15 protein-coding genes and 2 pseudogenes are annotated in these 18,746 nt (G+C 40.2%); 1 reads left to right on the top strand and 16 read right to left on the bottom strand.

Annotated elements, in window-relative coordinates; genetic code table 11:
- Positions 1 to 16: 16 nt before the first annotated feature.
- The 4 genes and pseudogenes from HMPREF9071_RS09520 to HMPREF9071_RS09500 all read right to left on the bottom strand — a co-directional run bounded on the left by HMPREF9071_RS09520 (position 17) and on the right by HMPREF9071_RS09500 (position 4,432).
- A pseudogene (locus tag HMPREF9071_RS09520) lies at positions 17 to 930 on the bottom strand (Dyp-type peroxidase).
- Positions 931 to 1,108: 178 nt separating this feature from the next.
- Positions 1,109 to 1,678: pseudogene (locus tag HMPREF9071_RS09515) on the bottom strand (nucleotidyl transferase AbiEii/AbiGii toxin family protein); the annotation flags it as partial.
- An 85-nt stretch (positions 1,679 to 1,763) separates the two neighbouring features.
- On the bottom strand, positions 1,764 to 1,994 hold the full coding sequence (locus HMPREF9071_RS12685) for a hypothetical protein (protein WP_050784933.1): 231 nt from the start codon (positions 1,992 to 1,994) through the stop codon (positions 1,764 to 1,766).
- Positions 1,995 to 2,905: 911 nt separating this feature from the next.
- Positions 2,906 to 4,432, bottom strand: coding sequence for a GH3 auxin-responsive promoter family protein (locus HMPREF9071_RS09500; protein WP_009746414.1), 1,527 nt, complete (start codon positions 4,430 to 4,432; stop codon positions 2,906 to 2,908).
- An 85-nt stretch (positions 4,433 to 4,517) separates the two neighbouring features.
- On the opposite strand from HMPREF9071_RS09500, the gene HMPREF9071_RS09495 reads away from it, so the two are divergent.
- The gene (locus HMPREF9071_RS09495) at positions 4,518 to 5,315 is read left to right on the top strand and encodes a DUF2797 domain-containing protein (RefSeq protein WP_009746413.1); all 798 of its coding nucleotides are present in this window, start codon (positions 4,518 to 4,520) and stop codon (positions 5,313 to 5,315) included.
- 1 nt (position 5,316) lies between these two features.
- Here the strand turns inward: HMPREF9071_RS09495 and HMPREF9071_RS09490 are convergent, their stop codons facing one another.
- The 12 genes from HMPREF9071_RS09490 to HMPREF9071_RS09440 all read right to left on the bottom strand — a co-directional run bounded on the left by HMPREF9071_RS09490 (position 5,317) and on the right by HMPREF9071_RS09440 (position 18,669).
- The gene (locus HMPREF9071_RS09490; protein ID WP_009746412.1) at positions 5,317 to 7,638 is read right to left on the bottom strand and encodes a TonB-dependent receptor domain-containing protein; all 2,322 of its coding nucleotides are present in this window, start codon (positions 7,636 to 7,638) and stop codon (positions 5,317 to 5,319) included.
- A gap of 352 nt (positions 7,639 to 7,990) precedes the next feature.
- Complete coding sequence (gene lysS / locus HMPREF9071_RS09485; RefSeq protein ID WP_009746411.1) at positions 7,991 to 9,673, bottom strand: lysine--tRNA ligase; 1,683 nt, start codon at positions 9,671 to 9,673, stop codon at positions 7,991 to 7,993.
- Between the two features lie 88 nt (positions 9,674 to 9,761).
- Positions 9,762 to 9,899 carry an ATP-binding protein gene (locus HMPREF9071_RS12260; protein ID WP_162859662.1) on the bottom strand — a complete coding sequence of 46 codons (138 nt, stop codon included), beginning with the start codon at positions 9,897 to 9,899 and terminating at the stop codon, positions 9,762 to 9,764.
- Positions 9,900 to 9,930: 31 nt separating this feature from the next.
- Complete coding sequence (gene ruvB, locus HMPREF9071_RS09480; RefSeq protein WP_009746410.1) at positions 9,931 to 10,956, bottom strand: Holliday junction branch migration DNA helicase RuvB; 1,026 nt, start codon at positions 10,954 to 10,956, stop codon at positions 9,931 to 9,933.
- A gap of 62 nt (positions 10,957 to 11,018) precedes the next feature.
- Positions 11,019 to 11,729 (bottom strand): DNA repair protein RecO, encoded by a 711-nt coding sequence (gene recO / locus HMPREF9071_RS09475; RefSeq protein WP_009746409.1) that lies wholly within the window; start codon positions 11,727 to 11,729, stop codon positions 11,019 to 11,021.
- Positions 11,726 to 12,871: a hypothetical protein gene (locus HMPREF9071_RS09470; protein WP_009746408.1), complete on the bottom strand. Its 1,146-nt coding sequence runs from the start codon at positions 12,869 to 12,871 to the stop codon at positions 11,726 to 11,728. The genes recO and HMPREF9071_RS09470 overlap by 4 nt, the downstream gene beginning before the upstream one ends.
- A 66-nt stretch (positions 12,872 to 12,937) precedes the next feature.
- Complete coding sequence (locus tag HMPREF9071_RS09465) at positions 12,938 to 13,285, bottom strand: DUF2853 family protein (protein WP_009746407.1); 348 nt, start codon at positions 13,283 to 13,285, stop codon at positions 12,938 to 12,940.
- 231 nt (positions 13,286 to 13,516) lie between these two features.
- Entirely contained in the window at positions 13,517 to 14,080 is a 564-nt protein-coding gene (locus HMPREF9071_RS09460) for a 5-formyltetrahydrofolate cyclo-ligase (protein WP_009746406.1), read from the bottom strand.
- Entirely contained in the window at positions 14,077 to 16,824 is a 2,748-nt protein-coding gene (uvrA, locus tag HMPREF9071_RS09455; protein WP_009746405.1) for an excinuclease ABC subunit UvrA, read from the bottom strand. The genes HMPREF9071_RS09460 and uvrA overlap by 4 nt, the downstream gene beginning before the upstream one ends.
- A gap of 33 nt (positions 16,825 to 16,857) precedes the next feature.
- On the bottom strand, positions 16,858 to 17,382 hold the full coding sequence (locus HMPREF9071_RS09450) for a gamma carbonic anhydrase family protein (RefSeq protein WP_009746404.1): 525 nt from the start codon (positions 17,380 to 17,382) through the stop codon (positions 16,858 to 16,860).
- 192 nt (positions 17,383 to 17,574) lie between these two features.
- Positions 17,575 to 18,243 carry a hypothetical protein gene (locus tag HMPREF9071_RS09445; RefSeq protein ID WP_009746403.1) on the bottom strand — a complete coding sequence of 223 codons (669 nt, stop codon included), beginning with the start codon at positions 18,241 to 18,243 and terminating at the stop codon, positions 17,575 to 17,577.
- Positions 18,244 to 18,327: 84 nt separating this feature from the next.
- Positions 18,328 to 18,669: a hypothetical protein gene (locus HMPREF9071_RS09440; protein WP_009746402.1), complete on the bottom strand. Its 342-nt coding sequence runs from the start codon at positions 18,667 to 18,669 to the stop codon at positions 18,328 to 18,330.
- Positions 18,670 to 18,746: the final 77 nt, after the last annotated feature.

Below are 18,746 nucleotides of genomic sequence, written 5' to 3'. Positions count from 1 at the left end.
TGATATTTTTCTATGATTAGCCAGCAAAGTCGTCCAACATATCTAATGAAGGGACAAAGAAGAGGGTACCTGTTTGGGCAGTACTGAAATCCAACAAGCGATCATAATTACCTATAGGATTGCCTACGAACATATTGGTAAGCATCTTCTCTACAGTACTGAAGGTGTTCGCATAGCAAATAAAGTAAGTACCCATCTGGTGGCTCGCAGGGTCATGGAAAGGCATATTGTCTCTGACTACTTTTAGGTCGTCTCCCACATTGGCAAGGGCAGAATGGGCATTGGAAGGCTTGGTATCATCGTCCATCTCTAGCGTCCTATTACTTTTTCCTGTTCGCTAACAGGAAGGGCACGCCAAGCATTCATATCATGTACGTATTTTTGTACAAATAGATAACTTCCCCCTTGATAAAGGGGATCTTCATTACCTACTACGGCAAACTGTTCTCGTTCTTGTCCTTGAGGATTTTCAGTTCCATCTACAAAACCGATGATAGCACGTCCGTCCCAATACCTAAATCCTTGTACATTGACTATACGATCAGCTACAGGCTGCATCACATCGCTGATAGTCGTTGCCATATCATAAGCCAAGCTGGGGTTGTGTGCGCGAATATGAAAATGTAGATCACCTTCGGTAGCCACAGCCGTGTGTTTGCTACCTTTGATAGGCTGAAAATCTTTAAGTTCTTTAGGTAGAGGTTTAGGTAACCCCAAGGTAAGCCATCCGCTATGGCTGATACCTATAGTTACACTCGCACGGGCTTCGGGGAATCGGTCTGCAGCTGAGTGGTTGAGATTTCCTACCAAACTACATGCTTTTGCAAAAGTAACAGAAAGTTGTGCTTTGTCCAAATTCTTTTTAAATACCCATACCAAAAACACTGTGTTGTTATTGGGTAAGTCTGTTACGTTTTGATATTTTTTCATACAATTTTCTTTTTTAAGGAATAGACGAAATAACAGGAAGTTACATTATCTATTTCTGCTTGTTTTCTTTAGAGGCAAAGATAAAATATTTCTTTGAGCTTTGCAAAGAGTTTTTTACTTGTTTCAGTAAGATGGGCTATATACTACGTACCAAATACAATAGAATATTTCCAAAAAATTATTTCTTTTGTCTGTTTTTATGAGAGATTTGAAATAATTCGTTGTATTTTCTCTCTATATCATCTTTTATGTTTTCCCAACTTTCATTTATAAGGCTAATAACTTTATTATTTCTTTCTTTTTCATTATTTGCATCCTCAAAATATATTAGAGACCTTTTTGCCATTTCCAAATTATCAATATTATATTTTCTTTGATAGTCATCAATGATCTCTTTTAAGGTAAATTCTTTTAATAATTCATGTAAATCATAAAAATCTTTACGAGAACCTCTGTTGGTTATGGCACTAATTTTCATAGTACTGATATCAGATTTTGAGGCTAAGCGAATCCCCTTTATTGTTTCTACCTCGAAAAAAGGAAAAGGATATTCAATGATATCGACTTTTATCTCACCTATGTACAGGAAAATACCTATTTTATTAATACTGATAATCTCAGCAGTAGGGAAAACCTTTTTAATCATATTTGAGATCATCATATTTTCTTCTATATTAGCAGAAGGATTATGTCTAAATATATCTAAGTCTATTGATATTCTGTGTCCATACCTTAGAGCTAGATTAGTTCCTCCGACTAAACAATATTAGGAAAGGTACTCTAATGACATTAATTTATTGAGTAACTCTATTTGAGATTTTCCTACAGCTTTATTATCTTCTATTTCCATAGTTGTATAATTTTTGGTAATAATTTATACATATATCATCAGTTTCAGTAGATTTTTCCACAGCGTCTTTTATCTCTTTCAAAGAAAAGTTATCTTCTATAAAATGGATTTCCCTATCTGTTCCTCTCATCATAATTCTACCGATGATAAAGATTTTATCTTTCTCTAAATCTAAATCTTCAAAAGAACAATCCCAAAAAACTCTTGGATTTATATTTTTTCTAAATCTTTATTCATAAATTTTTATTTTTTAATCTATTTTAATTTGTACAGAAGTAAAATCTTAATTTCCTTGTGCCATTCCATATATAGCTATTAGTGGAATACAAAGCAATTCTAAGAATAACAGCAACCCTATTAACATAATGAGCCATAAGCTACGCATTTTGGGTTGTTTTCTCCAAAATAATATACAAAAAACGATACTTATGAGTAATTGTAAGACAGTAATAGGCAATATAATTTGAATAGGATAGGCAAACTTGCTATTATCATACCTTAAAAGCCCTCAAACTGCCATAAGATAGACTCCAAAAAGCACAATGGCTATTGAAATATTATATTTCCCTAAAACTTTTATGGAATTATTTATCATTAGTTATAGGCCTTTTATGGATAAATAGAAGCATCAAACAGCATATAACCAAGCTAAAAAAGAGAGATGTAAAAAGTCCTATGGTCATATCGTTTATACTTTCCATAACATTGGTTCCTATCATATCTTGTTGGCTATTGGATTTTAATCCATAGTAGCTATAAAATATAACAGATAATTGCAGGATAGTGTATATACAAACAAAAATAGGGATAGACTTCTTTTTTTCTTCAATTATATTTCTCTTGTTTCTGAAAAGAATATATTCCCCCAATAAAGAGATGATTAAAGCATTGATTATGGAAAAAAAGGCAACTTTATCAACAAAATTATATATTACATCTATGATTGTGGAGCTAACATTGTCTTCTATTTGGAATTTTAGGGATACATAACACCCTATAAGATACATAATATCAAATACAATAAAGAGCAACAATACTAATGTAATTAGTATTTTGATGATATTTTTCTTCATATCAATTTTTATTGCGTCTTAACGAATTAGACTATACAATCATTTTCTACTATTAATTGGCATTATTATCCTTTAGCTTCCAGATTGCCTCAAAGTAATCACGAGTGTTAGAAAGGCGCGGAATCTTATGTTGACCTCCTAACTTGCCGTTTTCCTTAAGCCAGTCGTGGAAGAGGTTCTTTCGGGCAATGTGTATCTTGGGCATAGCAAGGGTCATATCGTTATAGCGCTTGGCCTCGTAATCGGAGTTAAGTGCTTTTAGTTCAGTGTCCAAGGTACGGGTGAAGGCTTCTATATCCTCAGGGGCGGTTTCGAACTCAATGATCCACTCGTGCCCACCGCTCTTGTTGCCCTGCATGAAAATAGGTGCCACGGTGTATTCTATCACGCTACAATGGTGCTTATGACAGGCTCTCTTAAGCGCTTCCTCGGTGTTCTCTATGATAAGCTCTTCCCCAAATACGTTGATATGGTGCTTGGTGCGTCCTGTGATCTTGATACGATAGGGCGAGGTGGAGGTAAAGCGTACTGTATCGCCTATCTGATAACGCCAAAGCCCTGCATTGGTAGTAATCACCATGGCGTAGTTCTTACCAACCTCTACTTCCCATAGTGGAATGGCCTTCTGGGCAGGGGTGCCAAAGCTGTCCATAGGGATAAACTCATAGAATATACCATAGTCCAGCATCAGTAGCATTTCGTCGCTGTTGTTTCTATCCTGTATGGCAAAAAAGCCCTCGGAGGCGTTGTAGGTCTCATAATAGCGGAAACTATCGGAGGGAATAAGTTGCTTATATTGCTCTCGGTAAGGGACAAAACTCACCCCGCCATGGAAATATACCTCTAAGTTTTTCCATATCTCCAATATGTTTTCCTTACCTGTATAAGCAAGAGCTTGTCTTAGGAGTACCATCATCCATGAGGGGACGCCTACCAAGCTGGTTACATTCTCCCGTGAGGATTCGGCAATGATAGCCTTCATCTTGGCTTCCCACTCGCTCATTAGGGACACTTTAGTGGAGGGGGTACAGCTGAATTCCGCCCAGAAAGGGAGGTTGTCTATAAGTATGGCTGATAAGTCGCCAAAGATAGTCCCATTTTCCTCGTATAACTCCTTACTGCCCCCAAGGCGTAGGCTCTTTCCTGTAAAGAGGTTGGAGTCGGGATTATTGTTCAGGTACAAACAGAGCATATCCTTACCTGCCTTGTAGTGGCAATTTTGGAGGGCTTCCTCGCTTACGGGGATAAACTTGCTTTTGGCATTGGTCGTACCACTGCTCTTGGCGAACCATTTGATAGGGGTACACCAGAAAAGGTTCTGCTCCCCACGGCGGGCACGCTCTATCATGGGTTCTATGTCTTCATAGATAGTGATAGGGATACGGGAGGCAAAATCCTCATAGTTTCGAATGGAAATAAAGTCGTATTTCTTGCCCATTTCGGTGGCTTGTGCCGCTTCTAAGAGCTTGGCACAGACATTCTCCTGTACTTCGTGAGGGTGTTTGATAAATTCTTCTATTTGGTCTATACGCTTGCGTAAAAACCAAGAAGCTATGGAATGAATAATCGTTAAAGCCATATTTTTCTTTAAAAAGGTATATGAAGTTGATTTATTTTTATTATTTTTGTCTTTGATAAAAACAGGACGTAAAAGTACAAAAAATATGAAAACCTACCAAACGGTTTTAAGAAAAATGCGAACTGAGGCACAAGCCCCTGTACAGTATTACCTTCCCTTGGAACAGGGAGAGTTCCCAATGAACACCTTATTGGGGCAACGAATCTCCTTGTGCTTTGTGGGTTACCAGTGCTTGCATTGTGGGCAACACAAAGAGATCTATAGGCAGGGACTCTGTAAGAAGTGTTTCTTTGAAGCTCCTGAGGTAGGGGAATGGATCATCCGCCCAGAGCTAAGCAAGGCTCATCTGGGTATAGAGGATAGGGATTTGGCTTATGAACAGCAGATACAACTACAACCGCACCTACTTTATTTAGCCAATTCCAGCGAGGTAAAAGTAGGCGTTACCCGAAAAACACAAATGCCTACCCGATGGATTGATCAGGGAGCGCACCAAGCACTTATTATATTGGAGGTACCCAACCGCTACTTAGCAGGGATAGGGGAGGTCGCCCTCAAGGCGCATATCTCCGATAAGACCAATTGGCGTAAGATGCTTACCAACCAACTTCAGAGGGTAGACTTACCCTCAGTGAAGCAAGGACTCAAGTCTTTCTTACCTCAGGAGGTACTTCCCTATTTCAGTGAAGGAATACCTGTATATGATATTACCTATCCAGTCCTTAGGTATCCTACCAAAGTAACCAGCCTTACAATGCCCAAGACCCTACAATATCAGGGAAAACTTATAGGAATCAAAGGGCAATACCTCCTCTTTGAGGATAATACAGTATTTAATGTACGCGGACACGAGGGGTTTGTAGTGGAGATTAGTTTTTCTTAAATTACATTCGGTTGTTTTCCTCCTCACTCGTTTCTTTTCCTTTGTATTTGCTTTGGGTAGTGTTGAAGTTATAGCTTATCCCTATCTTGAAACTAAAATTACTGTAGCTATAGGCGGTACTGTTACTGATGTATGAGTTTTGTATACGGGCATGTCGGTTCAGCCCATTATAAAAGTCGGAGGCTACAGCATATACAGAAAGTGATTGGTGGAAGAATGCACGTGCTACTCCTACAAATACACCACTTCCAGGCTTGTATATGTAGGCTTCTTGCATAGAACCTTTGCTCTTATAGAGAAGCATAACTAAAAAAAGCCAATTTTCTGAAGGGGTGATTTGGTTCATCCATTCTACTGAAAAAAGTCCTTCACTTTTGTAAAACACCTTATCAGCAAAAGGCTTTTCATAGGTAAGGGTAAGTTTAGGCATCCACTTTCCTATTTGTTTTTGAGCATTAAGTGCACATTTCAGTAGGCTAAAATCGTCATAATTACGAAGGATTTTTTCTACTGCATCGGAGTTGATAGAAGAGAGTTGGTAATCGGCATAAATTCCCTTGTGAATATGGGAATAAGTAACGGAAGCTGATATAGGTCCATAGGTGGCCAGAGTGTTCCACTCATCAGTGAGTTGAGGTGTAATATAAGGGTTTCCGCGATTGTACAGGAAAGAAGAAACATAGCTATTGTAGTCACTGAGTTCATGGAAGGCAGGGCGCTTAATCTTGCGAGCATAGCTGAAAGTTATTTGAGTTTTCTCCCAAGGGAAAGCCACCGATACATTAGGCAACCAATCTCGATAGGTCTTACTTTTCGCTTCACTTTTCTGCTCGTTTTCATAATAATCAAAATCAGCATACTCATAGCGTGTGCCAAGTTTTAGATTTACCTTTTTGATAGGATAGGAAAAGCTAAGAAAAGCATCCGAACGAGTTTCGTTATTTTTAATATTGAAAGCAGAAAATACATTGTCTTGGTAATTCTCAGTGCGGTGTAGGTTACTTACCTCAACACCATAACCAAGAGTCCCTTTGCCTAACTGTTGAAAGAAGGTGGTCTTGAGTCCCCACCAATCGGAAATCACATCGGAATGCGTGTGTACGTTGCGAGAGGTTGTATTAAGGAGGTTGTGCTCAACAATGTCTGAAGTATTATCAGAACGCAGACCGATATAATCCACATCAGTTTGCATTTTTAGCACATCAGTGAGTTTGCCTTCGTAATAGGCATTGACACTGAGTTTTTTGTCTTGCTCAAATTGGTCATACTCGTTGCGCCCCCGAGCAGTAAGCAATTGGTCCTTATAAGTGGTCGTTTCTTGAGTGCTAAAGTTATGTCCGATGAAAGGTATAATACTCCCTCTTATGCTCATACCCAGAGAGTGTTCTTCAGAGAATTCGTGTGCAAATCCTATCTTTGTTTTAATGTTTTTGTTCTGATTTTGATGGGTTTCATCATTGAGTACTCGCCACTGGTTATTTTTGGTAAATACTTGCAAATCCTGAGCTACATTATAGTCTTCTTGGTTAAAATGATTATCATTACTTATGCTTGTAAACCAGTCGGTTTTCCCTTTACGATAGTTGAGGCTTAGCCAAGTTTCATCCATTATGCCTTTTTTGAAGAAATAGAAGGTGTTTTCAACTGCCCCACTAAGTCCATCTCCTGGTTTCTTTTTGAGTATGATGTAGATAACAGCGCCTACTGTATTATCGAAAGCGGCACCTGGTTGGGTTTCCATCTCTATACTCTCAATATCTTTTGGAGATAGCTGATACACTTCATCAAGGTTACGCACCCTGCGATTATTAATATAGAAGATGGGATTCCCCTTGCCAAAAACTTCGAAACCACCGCCTGTATAGGAAGTACTAACCCCAGGTAGAAAGTTCAATAGCATATCGGTAGTGGGCAATTTTTGCAAGGTAGATTGTGCTACATTGGTACTAATGCGAGTGCCTTTCTGTTCCAAAATAGGACGGCGGCGGGCAGTAACAACCACAGCATCTAATTCATTAGAAGTAGGAATTAGAACAATTGTACCCAAATTACTACTTGTAGGAGGAAATACTTCCCCTTGATATTCCAAATGTGTGATTTTAATAAGCACCTTTTTGCTGTTAGCGGGATTGGGTAGTTCAAAAAAACCATATTTATTGCTGATAGCTCCCTTTACTAAGGTAGAATCAGGGAGCGACATCAGAATAATATTCGCATCACTGATGGGCTTCTGATCGGGGTTGACCAATGTGCCTCTAAAAGTAGTCTGTGCAGCAGTGGTGGCACTAATGATTAAGAGTAGTGATAGGATAATATTTTTCATCTTTATATTTTTGGTTAATGAAGATGGTTGTTAATTCTTTATCACAAAAGTATAACAAAATAGAGTATTATGCAATACATGGTATTGTTAAAAATTTATTTTTCTAAGAGTAATCTTATTCCTGGTCATTATATCTTTATTATTTGGAATATAAATGTATGATGGCTAATTTACAACTATTGTAATATATAAAGCCCCAAACTTAAAACTTGGAGCTTTGTTATGTGTTAAAAAATTTGTATTGTTATCGAAGGTTTATAATGCCCAATTTAAGGGTAGTGGGGCTCTCTGAAAAATGAATCAAAAAGAGTGAACTTAGTTGTCATTTTACTATCCATTTTTCGTTTTTCTCTTAGAGCGGTGTAACCCAGAGGATATCATCTTCTTTGCTGACAGCTGCTACTTTCTTAGCAGTAAGTCCTTTGATTGCCTTATCCCATTTTTTATTAGAAAAACCCGTTTGAGTTTTCAGATTCTCCAAGAGAGATTTTCCTTCCTTTTTAAGGATTTCGAAGATCTGTTTTTCATCATCGGAGAGTTCTACTTCCTTGCGTTCGGGGCGCATTTGTGGGAAGAAAAGTACTTCTTGTATAGTCTCATTGTTGGTTAGAAACATAATAAGCCTATCCATACCGATACCCAATCCAGAAGTAGGCGGCATACCATACTCTAAGGCGCGGAGGAAGTCTTGGTCTATGAACATTGCTTCGTCATCACCACGTTCGGAGAGTATCATTTGTGCTTCAAAGCGTTCGCGCTGATCGATAGGGTCGTTTAGCTCGGAATAGGCATTGGCGATTTCCTTACCACATACCATCAGTTCAAAGCGTTCAGTAAGGTTCTTGTCGTTGCGGTGTTCCTTGGTAAGTGGCGACATCTCTTTAGGGTAGTCGGTGATAAAAGTAGGCTGGATAAAGTTGCCTTCGCACTTTTCTCCGAATATCTCATCAATGAGCTTACCCTTGCCCATGGTGTCATCTACTTCTATACCAATGGATTGGGCAAAGGCTCTAAGTTCGTTTTCGCTCTTTCCTGTAATGTCAAAGCCTGTAAAGCGTTTGATGGCTTCGGTCATCGTAACACGCGGATAAGGTGCTTTGAAATCCACTTCGTGCTTGCCAAAGGTTGCTTTGGTAGTGCCATTCACCGCCTTAGCACAGTACTCCAAGAGGTTTTCGGTGAATTCCATCATCCAGTTGTAGTCCTTGTAAGCCACATATATTTCCATTCCTGTAAATTCAGGATTGTGGGTTCTGTCCATTCCCTCGTTGCGGAAGTTTTTGGCAAACTCATATACCCCATCAAAACCGCCTACAATTAGGCGCTTAAGGTAGAGTTCGTTGGCAATACGCATATAGAGCGGAATATCCAAAGCGTTGTGATGAGTAATAAATGGACGAGCGGAAGCGCCCCCAGGAATCGCCTGAAGGATAGGGGTTTCTACTTCTATATACCCATGATTGTTGAAATACTCACGCATCGCATTGAATAGGCGGTTACGCTTGAGGAACACCTCTTTTACCTGTGGATTCACGACCAAATCCACGTAGCGCATACGGTAACGTTGTTCTACATCATTGAACTCATCGTGTACCTTTCCTTGGGCATCTACTTTGGGGAGCGGTAGGGGACGTAAAGTTTTGCATAATACCTTGAAATGCTTTACGTCTATGGATTTTTCCCCCATTTGAGTGGTAAAGAGGGTACCTTTCACTCCGATAAAATCGCCTAAGTCGAGAAGCTTTTTGAACACCTCGTTGTAAAGAGTTTTGTCTTCTCCTGGACATAATTCGTCCCGTTTGAAATAGAGCTGTACGCGTCCAGAACTATCTTGTAAAGTAGCAAAAGATGCCTTTCCTTGTATACGAAAGGACATAATACGACCGGCGACGGTAACTTCTTTTCCTTCCTGATATTGTGTTTCTATGTCTTTAGCGAGGAAGTCCACAGGGAATAACTCCGCAGGATAGGGATTGATGCCTAATTCTCTGAGCTTGGTGAGCTTCTCTCGACGGATAATTTCTTGTTCGGTCATTTTATTAAATTTATGAGGGCAAAAGTACAAAATAATGATTAATGAACAATGATGAATGAGTATTTATTATTTATTAATAGTATTCTTATTATGGTAAATATCCTTTTCTAAAAGTACTTTTCCCCGAGCTATTTTCCCCTGCAACCACTGTGATCCCGCTAATTTGAATAGCAGCATGACCAATGGTGCGGAAATTCTCAGTAACTACTTTTATATTGGATTGCATATTTTTTTACTTTTCACTTTTCATTATTCACTTAAAACAATGTCGGTTGCCCATCATGGAAGCGTACTTTTCCTAAGTGCTTATAAGCAAGGTCGGTAACCTCACGTCCGCGAGGGGTGCGGATGATAAACCCTTGTTGGATCAAAAAAGGTTCATAGACTTCTTCAAGGGTTTCGGCATTCTCAGAAACAGCAGTGGCAAGGGTGGTGATTCCCACAGGACCGCCTTTGAACTTGTCAATGATAGTAAGGAGGATCTTGTTGTCCATCTCGTCTAAACCATGGGCATCTACATTGAGGGCTTTCAGCGCAAAGCGAGTAATTTCTATATCTATCTTGCCATTACCCTTGATCTGGGCAAAGTCACGTACACGCCTTAGCAGTGCATTGGCGATACGTGGAGTACCTCGACTACGTCCCGCCAGTTCTATAGCAGCCTCCATAGAGATAGGTACACCAAGGATGTGAGCACTACGTTGGATAATATCAGCCAAGAGTTCGGTAGTGTAGTATTGTAATCTGCTCTGAATGCCAAAACGTGCACGCATAGGAGCGGTAAGCAAACCCGAACGGGTAGTGGCGCCAATGAGAGTAAAAGGATTGAGGTTAATCTGTACGGTACGGGCATTGGGGCCGGACTCTATCATGATGTCTATCTTATAATCCTCCATAGCCGAATAGAGGTATTCCTCTACGATGGGGCTAAGGCGGTGAATCTCGTCAATAAAAAGTACATCACGCGGCTCTAAGTTGGTTAGAAGCCCTGCTAAGTCACCAGGTTTGTCTAAGACAGGGCCTGAGGTAATTTTGATGCCTACTCCCAGTTCATTGGCTAAAATGTTGGCAAGGGTAGTCTTCCCCAGTCCAGGAGGTCCATGAAAAAGAGTATGGTCAAGAGCTTCTCCACGAAGATTCGCCGCCTTGACGAATATTTTAAGATTTTCCAAAATAGCTTCCTGCCCCGTAAAGTCGTTAAAGGAAAGTGGACGTAGTGCACGCTCTATATCCAACTCTTGAGGAGAAAGGTTATTTTTCTCAGGATTCAGGTTTGCGTTCATAGAATCATTGGGTCAAATTAACCACGCCACAAAAGTACAATAAATTTCCTTAGAAAGCAAGTCTATAGCACGCTTTTAAGGACTTCCCATGAGTGGGGAATCTTAAAGGCGGGTAGGTGCCAGCGATAGTAGTTCAGCAGTTGTTCTAAGAGGTCATTACGCTCCTCTCGGCTCATTTTCAGTTGGCTAATCTCCTCCATGGAGTGGGTGAGGAAGAATTTTAAGAGGAGGCTTTCCTTCTCATTCATAAGAAAATGCCCATTGTGCACAGAAACAAATACCCCTGCTTCCAGGTCAAAATAAGGCAATTCCATAGCAGAAGTATTGGGTAATACTCCTAAGTAAAGAGTGAGGTCTACAAGAAATTTTAGATGAAAATTGGTAAAACTTTCAGCTTGATCATACCACTGTAAACTTTCTTCCCAGAAGGAAAAAAGAGGGAGGTTGGGATGTTCTTCCTTCAGTACACTGCTCCCTATTTCTGCTAAAAAGAATAGTACAGAGCTGCGTATGACACTCTGATGTAGCTTCTTATAAGGATAGTTTATCTTTACTTCCTTGATATATTCTAAAGTCCCATCATTACGCTCTGTAGTGATAAGTTCCAACTGGCTTAGAGGCTCAAAATATGCAGGGGTAATAGCTTTTTTTTTAGGTACTAATACTCCCTTGAGTAGGTATGAGCGTACTCCTTCCAGTGTATAACAGCGTACAATAAGGCTGGTCTCCTGGAACTTTAAATGAGAGAGGACAATGGCTTTGGTATGTATCATTCTTTCGAAGGAGGTGTTTTGTGAGGATTGATAGTGAGGGTATCACTACTGTTTAGGAGTGTTCCAAGCTTATCATCAAGACTCTCTTCATTAAGAAAATTGATATAACGAATTACCGAAGAAAATGCATTACGAATGTTTAAGATTCCTTGTTGTACTTCTTCCTTGTTTAGGTTAGGATTTTCCTTTACTTCACTTGAGAGGCTTCTTACATAAGTTTCAAAGAGTTTGAGACGGGATTTTATCTCATCACGATTAAGTTTTTCAGGAAAATTTCCTTTCGCCCATAGCTGTCGGATTTCATCTTCTAACTGAAAAAGCCAAAAATAGATACTGTTATAGGAACTTTTGATGTTTTTCTCTTTACTTAAGAGTTTTTCAGCTGATTTTTCTATTTCTTCTTGGTATTTTTCAGGCAAAAGAAGCTCTGTTCGGTAAAAAGAAATGTAGTCCTCAGCTACTTCTTTTTCGTCATATATAATAGTAAAAGTATATTCTCCATACAAAGGAGTTTCTACTTGCATATCCACTTTAAGCCAACCTTCAGCAAGAGATGTAAGTTTGGTGTAAGGCTCTAATGTATTGAGAGAAAGACTATCCAAATGGAGGAACTGCTCTCGAATAGCTTTCTTGTCTTTCTGGCGAATGATTTCCATTTTTATTGTCTTGATACCAGAGGAAGGGGTAACCCGTATAGAAAAAGTATAAGGAATATCTTTGAGCAACATTTCTTGCCAAGCAAAAGAAGCATTTTCATCAGCTTTGCGCTTGACAAACTTATAAATAGTATCAGAAGGGCTCTCTGATGCACGCCAATCCTGTTGTATGCTTCCGTTAATCTGTATATTCTCCCTGGTGTTAGGGTAGAGCCTTTTATATACATAGAGGGAATCAGGATTAATATTTTGTAATATAGAGACTGCTTGACGTTCAGGAGAAATGCTCAACAGAATTTGGTAAATGGTTTTCAATTCATACCAATCACGAATATTCTCTGCAGCTTTCTCTGAGAGTTCAGGATAGGTGTATTTTTTGATATACACACTTTTTGATTCTTGTCTTTGAGATGTATTTTCTTTTTGATTGTGCTCGCAGGCTACTGCAAAGACAATGAACAGATATAGGGCTATTTTTTTCTTCATTTTTTATATTTAATGAAAAAAGGCTACCTCACATAATGGCAGCCTCTGAAAGTTTGTTGTAGTGCATTATTTATTGTATACACTTTCTTTCTTGAAATGTTTGGTCAATAAGTAATAAACTACTGCACGATACTTGTTCTTGTTGGACTTACCGTATTTTTCTAGTACACTATTAATGGCGGTATCCAGTTCAGGACTGTCTTTTAATCCTAACTTTTTGATTAGGAAATTGTTCTTTACCAAGTCCAATTCTCCTTGGTCAGAGCCTGAAACTTTGGAAGCATCATTATTGTAAATAGAAGGACCTAATCCCTTAGTTACTTTTGTTAGTAGTTCCATATCAGGTTCTGCTACACCACATTTTTCTTTTAAGTCAGCAGTGTAAAGCTCAATTAATTCAGCTTGTGTACTCATATTTGTATATATTTATGATTAACAGCCGTAAAAGTAGTACATTTTTTTATCTCTAGTGATACTTTAACAAAAGATTATCACTTGTAATATCTTATCAGATAATTTCTCCTTTGTACTGATAGAGAATAACTCTTTAATTTCCATTGTTTCATGATGGTTGATTTGATTTATACAATTTTCTATATACTAGAAGATTACCATATTGTTACTTTTACCTCTATAATTTCTACCTCAAAACTTAAAAACTCTCTCAGGAGTTAGTACGTAGTCTAAAGGAATATCTTCTTTCCTGATACCCTCTATAGCGGTTTCAGGCAGGAAGAAGGAAAGCCCCACTTTGAGGGTAGTTGTCAGGCATTCGGCTAAAAAATGGTCATAAAAACCCTTGCCATAGCCTACACGGTTGCCCTTGATATCATAGGCTAAGAGGGGAATAAAGACCACTTCGATCTCTTCACTTTTCACAAGGGTGCCCCCTTGTGGTTCAGGGATATGCCATTTGTTGTTGGTTTGTATTAGGGAAGGGTCATAAAGGAAGTGCTCCATACGTACGGTCTCCATAACGGTACGGGAGACGACCAATTGCTTGCCTCGCTCCAAGATAAGGCGGATAAGGTAGCTGGTATCTACCTCGCCAAAGGAGAGGATAGAAAGAAAGCAGTGGAAAACCTGCTTATCCCAAATGGGAAGCTGTAGCGTTTGCAGAGCTATCTGCTGGCTTAGTAGGGCTTGCTGCGTTGGGGTAATGGCTGCCCGCTTTTGCTTATAGAGGGTTCGGAGGGCTTGCTTATTCATAGATATTGTCCTGTATAGCTGTTTTTATTCTTTTTAATCTCCTCTGGGGTACCTGCCGCGACAAGGTTGCCTCCTAAGGCTCCTCCTTCTGGACCTAAGTCTATGATATAGTCAGCTCGGCGAATGACCTCTACATTGTGTTCAATGACGATGATGGAATGTCCGCGCTCAATCAAAGCATTGAAGGAGCGTAGCAGTTTGCCTATATCGTGGAAGTGAAGCCCTGTGGTAGGTTCGTCAAAGATGAATAGGGTAGGGGTCTCCTGATAGGATTTCACTAAGAAGGAAGCCAACTTGATACGCTGGGCTTCCCCCCCCGAAAGGGTAGAGGAGGGCTGACCTAAGGTTACGTAGCCTAAGCCTACTTCCTGCAAGGGAAGTAGCTTTTGGGCGATTTTCTCCTGCTTGTGCTGAGTAAAGAAGGCTATGGCATCGTCAATGGTGGTTTCCAAGAGGTCGTATATGTTTTTCCCTTGGAAGGTAACCTCCAGAATCTCAGGCTTAAAGCGCTTGCCATCGCAGGCCTCGCAAGTTAGGTGTACATCAGCCATGAATTGCATCTCTATGGTAACCTCTCCTTCACCCTTACAGGTCTCACAACGACCTCCTTCAGTATTGAAAGAGAAGTGTTTGGCAGTATAGCCCCGCATCTTGGCGAGCTTTTGGGAGGCAAAGAGCTGACGAATATCATCGTAAGCCTTGATATAAGTTACAGGATTGGAGCGAGTAGACTTTCCTATGGGGTTTTGGTCGACAAACTCAACCCACTTGATATGGGAGAACTTTCCGTCCATACTGCTGTACTCGCCTATCTTGTCCGTAGGTTGGTCGAGCTTGCGCAAAAGGGCAGGGTAGAGGATATGCTTCACTAAGGTACTCTTCCCGCTACCAGATACACCGGTTACTACGGTGAGCATATCCAAGGGGAAGGTAACATCTATATTCTTTAGGTTATTGGCACGGGCGCCTTTGATTTCGATAAAGTGCTTGGAGGTACGTGCTTTCTTAGGCATTTCTATAGTGCGCCTACCGCTGAGGTACTCCCCAGTAAGGGTTGGTGCTTGGAGGATTTCCTTATAGGTACCAGTAGCGACCACCTCACCACCAAGGGTTCCCGCTTCAGGACCTATATCTATGATATAGTCGGCAGCTTTCATAATATCTTCATCGTGTTCCACGACGATAACGGTATTGCCCAAATCTCTAAGAGATTTGAGCACATGAATAAGGCGCTCGGTGTCCTTGGGGTGTAGCCCAATACTGGGTTCGTCCAAGATGTACATAGAACCAACCAAGCTGCTACCCAAGGAGGTGGCCAAGTTAATGCGCTGGCTCTCTCCCCCTGACAGGCTGTTGGATTTGCGGTTGAGGGTTAAGTAACCCAGCCCCACATCCAAGAGGTAGTGTAGGCGATTGTGTATCTCCCTTAAGAGGCGTTCGGAAACCTTCTGTTCGTAGGGGCTGAGGGTGAGATTGTCAAAGAAAACTATCAAGTCGGAGATCGGCATAGAAACCAAGTCCGAAATAGACTTGCCTCCTATATGCACATAATTGGCTTCGGGGCGGAGTCGCTTGCCTCCACAGGCATAGCAGGTAGTCTTACCACGGTAGCGGGCAAGCATCACCCTATTCTGTATCTTATAGTTCTTTTCCTCCAATTCCTTGAAGAAGGCGGTGAGCCCTGTAAAATACTCATTACCGTCCCATACAAGTTGTTTTTCTGCCTCAGTCAACTCATACCAAGGACGATGAATAGGAAAATCAAACTTATAGGCATTATTGACCAACTGGTCTTTGAACCACGACATGGTTTCCCCACGCCAAGGGTAAATCGCATTGTCATACACCGAAAGGGAGGTATTGGGGACAATGAGCGTCTCGTCTAAACCTATAGTGTCGCCATAACCCTCACACACAGGACAAGCCCCATAAGGGTTGTTAAAGCTAAAGAGTTGTACATTGGGTTCCAAAAAGGTAATTCCATCGGCTTCAAACTGGTTGGAAAAGTGATGTTCCTTACCAGTGGTTAAGTCCTCCACGCTACAGATTCCTTTTCCCTCAAAAAAAGCTGTCCCTACCGAGTCGGCTAAGCGCTGAGCTGTTTCTTCTTCATGATCTACTACAATACGCTCTATGACTAATTGAAAGTCGCTTTTGACCTTCTTGAAATCCAAATCACTAAGGCGTACGACTTCCCCTTGGTACTTAATACGGGCATATCCCTGCTCTTCTAATAGGCGAAGGGTTTGCTCGTAGGTACGCCCAGCACTAAGGGTAATAGGGGAGAGGAGCAATAGCTTGTGCTCATCGGGAAAAGAAAGTATAAAATCCACCACATCGGAGACGGTATCTTTCTTAACCTCTCTACCCGATATAGGGGAAAAGGTATGTCCCACTCGTGCAAAGAGTAGCTTTAGGTAGTCATACACTTCAGTGGAGGTACCCACAGTGGAGCGAGGATTGCTGGTATTGACTTTCTGTTCAATAGCAATAGCAGGGGAGATGTTCTCAATGAAATCCACCTTAGGCTTGTCCAGCCTACCCAAGAACTGGCGGGCATAGGAACTTAGGCTTTCCACATAGCGGCGTTGTCCCTCCGCATAGAGGGTATCGAAGGCCAATGTAGATTTTCCAGAGCCTGAAAGCCCCGTTACCACCACTAATTTCCCCTTGGGAATAGCTACACTGATATTTTTAAGATTATGTAATTTAGCTCCTTTGATAAGGATTTGTTCTTCTTTCATTTTTTTTACTTTTCACTATTCATTTTTCACTCTTCACTCTTCACTTTCTTGGTACCACTGTGCATACTTCACATAAGCATTGGCGATACGGTTTATTTCTCCTTCGGTAAGTTCAGGGGATATGTTCTTAATCTTCTTAGCGGGGATACCTGCCCATACCTCACCCGAACCTATATGGGTGCCTTTGGTAACGACCGCTCCTGCTGCCACGATGGAGTTGCTCTCCACTACACAGCCGTCCAAGACAATCGCCCCCATACCAATAAGTACATTGTCCCTGAGGGTACAGCCATGTATGATGGCATTGTGCCCTATGGAGACATTGTTGCCGATAGTGGTAGAGGTTTTCTGATAGGTACAGTGTACCATGACATTGTCCTGTATATTCACTTTGTTACCGATAACAATAGCATTCACATCGCCCCTAAGGACGGCATTGTACCATACACTACAATCCTCTCCGAGGGTAACCTCACCGATAAGGACGGCTGTCTCGGCTATAAATACGTTCTTTCCTATAATGGGAGCTTTCCCCCTGAGTTCTCTGATGATAGACATAAAATAGTTTTGTAAAGGGTTCAAAATCAATCATTAAGTGATAGTTCTTTTGGGATACATCTATTGGGCAAAGATACGATAATTTATTTAGAGTATTTAACCCGATAGGCCTGAGTATATCAGAGTTATTAGTAGAAGCTACCTTTGTCATAGTGGTAGTAGGCATAAAATGGCTTTATAACTTCAAAAGTATTAAGGTTTTGAGGTCTTCTTTTTCTTTTTGTTCTCGAAAATATTTCCTTTGTCAGGGATTACTTCTACTTTGGGTTGCTGTGCTCTAAGGGCTTTTTCTTCTTCCCAAGTAGGAAATTTACGTTCCTTGATAGAAAGAAGTCTCTCCTTAAGAAAAGGGAGAAATGCTTCTGCATTAAAATCTGTAAAACGTTTCTTATACTTTAGTAGATAGTACTCTAAGAGGTCGTAAAGATCATCACAGAATTTCTTGTGTATTTCCTCATTGCTCAGTTCCTCATAGTCCTCAGCTATAAATACAGGGTCTATATGGAGGTATTCTTTTTTTATGGTATATTCCCTAATGACTTCTTCCTTTTTGTAATAACGGGCATAAGTCTTACATTGGGTAACTCTAGGGAATACCCTTATAGCTAGGCTTACCTTCTTAAAGTAATTAAATTTCATTATATCATATACCTTATCAGGATATTGTACAAAGATTTCATCAGGATATTCTTCAGCAGGTCTGAGTATCTTATCCTTATCTTTCCATTCTTTTATAAGGATACCTCCTATAGCATCTTGCCAGTCTCCCTCTAAATAATCCCTTATGTAGTGGATACTTTCGTAGAAAACCTCATATTTTTTATAAGCATATACTTGTGCAACACAACTAAAGAACCTCATATATTTTATAATTAGAGTTATCCGAAAATGTAAAACGATATTACCTTCTCATAGTACTCGTAACATGGTTATACAAAGACTTTCTTAAGGTATATATACATCATAGATAATGACTTCCTCAGCCCCATCATTTATATAGCAGGAAAGTGCAAGCATCAGGTCGCTTCTGCCTTCTTCTTTTGTCCAGAAGGGAATATATACATCAAGGCTCTTTTTCTCCTCAATAAAATAACTTTCCGCTAGGTCAAAGGCTTCATCAGGCAAAGGAATTATCGTATAAGGATACAAATGAATTACATAAGCCAAATCCTCTACAAGGATATCTCCATTTTGACCCTTGCGCTCTATGGAAGCATAATCATCAATAGAGATATGGTATACCATCTCCTTGATGATAGGGATAAAAGTACTCAGTTCTAAATCCATTGACACATTGTTCAATTGGTAATAAATTATATCTCAATTCATCGCCTCATCGCCAAATCGACTCATTGACTCATTGA

This window comes from Capnocytophaga sp. oral taxon 338 str. F0234, from assembly GCF_000192225.1.
Taxonomy (GTDB): Bacteria; Bacteroidota; Bacteroidia; order Flavobacteriales; family Flavobacteriaceae; genus Capnocytophaga.
Note: the sequence above shows the minus strand (reverse complement) of the source record. Positions and strands in the feature narration are given on the sequence as shown.

Bases quoted from the DNA above. Each gene is read 5' to 3' on its own strand.
- HMPREF9071_RS09460 (WP_009746406.1), bottom strand. From the start codon at position 14,080: ATGAATAAGCAAGCCCTCCGAACCCTCTATAAGCAAAAGCGGGCAGCC.
- recO (WP_009746409.1), bottom strand. From the start codon at position 11,729: ATGATACATACCAAAGCCATTGTCCTCTCTCATTTAAAGTTCCAGGAG.
- HMPREF9071_RS09440 (WP_009746402.1), bottom strand. From the start codon at position 18,669: ATGGATTTAGAACTGAGTACTTTTATCCCTATCATCAAGGAGATGGTA.
- HMPREF9071_RS09450 (WP_009746404.1), bottom strand. From the start codon at position 17,382: ATGTCTATCATCAGAGAACTCAGGGGGAAAGCTCCCATTATAGGAAAG.
- HMPREF9071_RS09465 (WP_009746407.1), bottom strand. From the start codon at position 13,285: ATGAGTACACAAGCTGAATTAATTGAGCTTTACACTGCTGACTTAAAA.
- HMPREF9071_RS09500 (WP_009746414.1), bottom strand. From the start codon at position 4,432: ATGGCTTTAACGATTATTCATTCCATAGCTTCTTGGTTTTTACGCAAG.
- HMPREF9071_RS12260 (WP_162859662.1), bottom strand. From the start codon at position 9,899: ATGCAATCCAATATAAAAGTAGTTACTGAGAATTTCCGCACCATTGGT.
- lysS (WP_009746411.1), bottom strand. From the start codon at position 9,673: ATGACCGAACAAGAAATTATCCGTCGAGAGAAGCTCACCAAGCTCAGA.
- HMPREF9071_RS09445 (WP_009746403.1), bottom strand. From the start codon at position 18,243: ATGAGGTTCTTTAGTTGTGTTGCACAAGTATATGCTTATAAAAAATAT.
- uvrA (WP_009746405.1), bottom strand. From the start codon at position 16,824: ATGAAAGAAGAACAAATCCTTATCAAAGGAGCTAAATTACATAATCTT.
- HMPREF9071_RS09495 (WP_009746413.1), top strand. From the start codon at position 4,518: ATGAAAACCTACCAAACGGTTTTAAGAAAAATGCGAACTGAGGCACAA.
- HMPREF9071_RS09470 (WP_009746408.1), bottom strand. From the start codon at position 12,871: ATGAAGAAAAAAATAGCCCTATATCTGTTCATTGTCTTTGCAGTAGCC.
- HMPREF9071_RS09490 (WP_009746412.1), bottom strand. From the start codon at position 7,638: ATGAAAAATATTATCCTATCACTACTCTTAATCATTAGTGCCACCACT.
- ruvB (WP_009746410.1), bottom strand. From the start codon at position 10,956: ATGAACGCAAACCTGAATCCTGAGAAAAATAACCTTTCTCCTCAAGAG.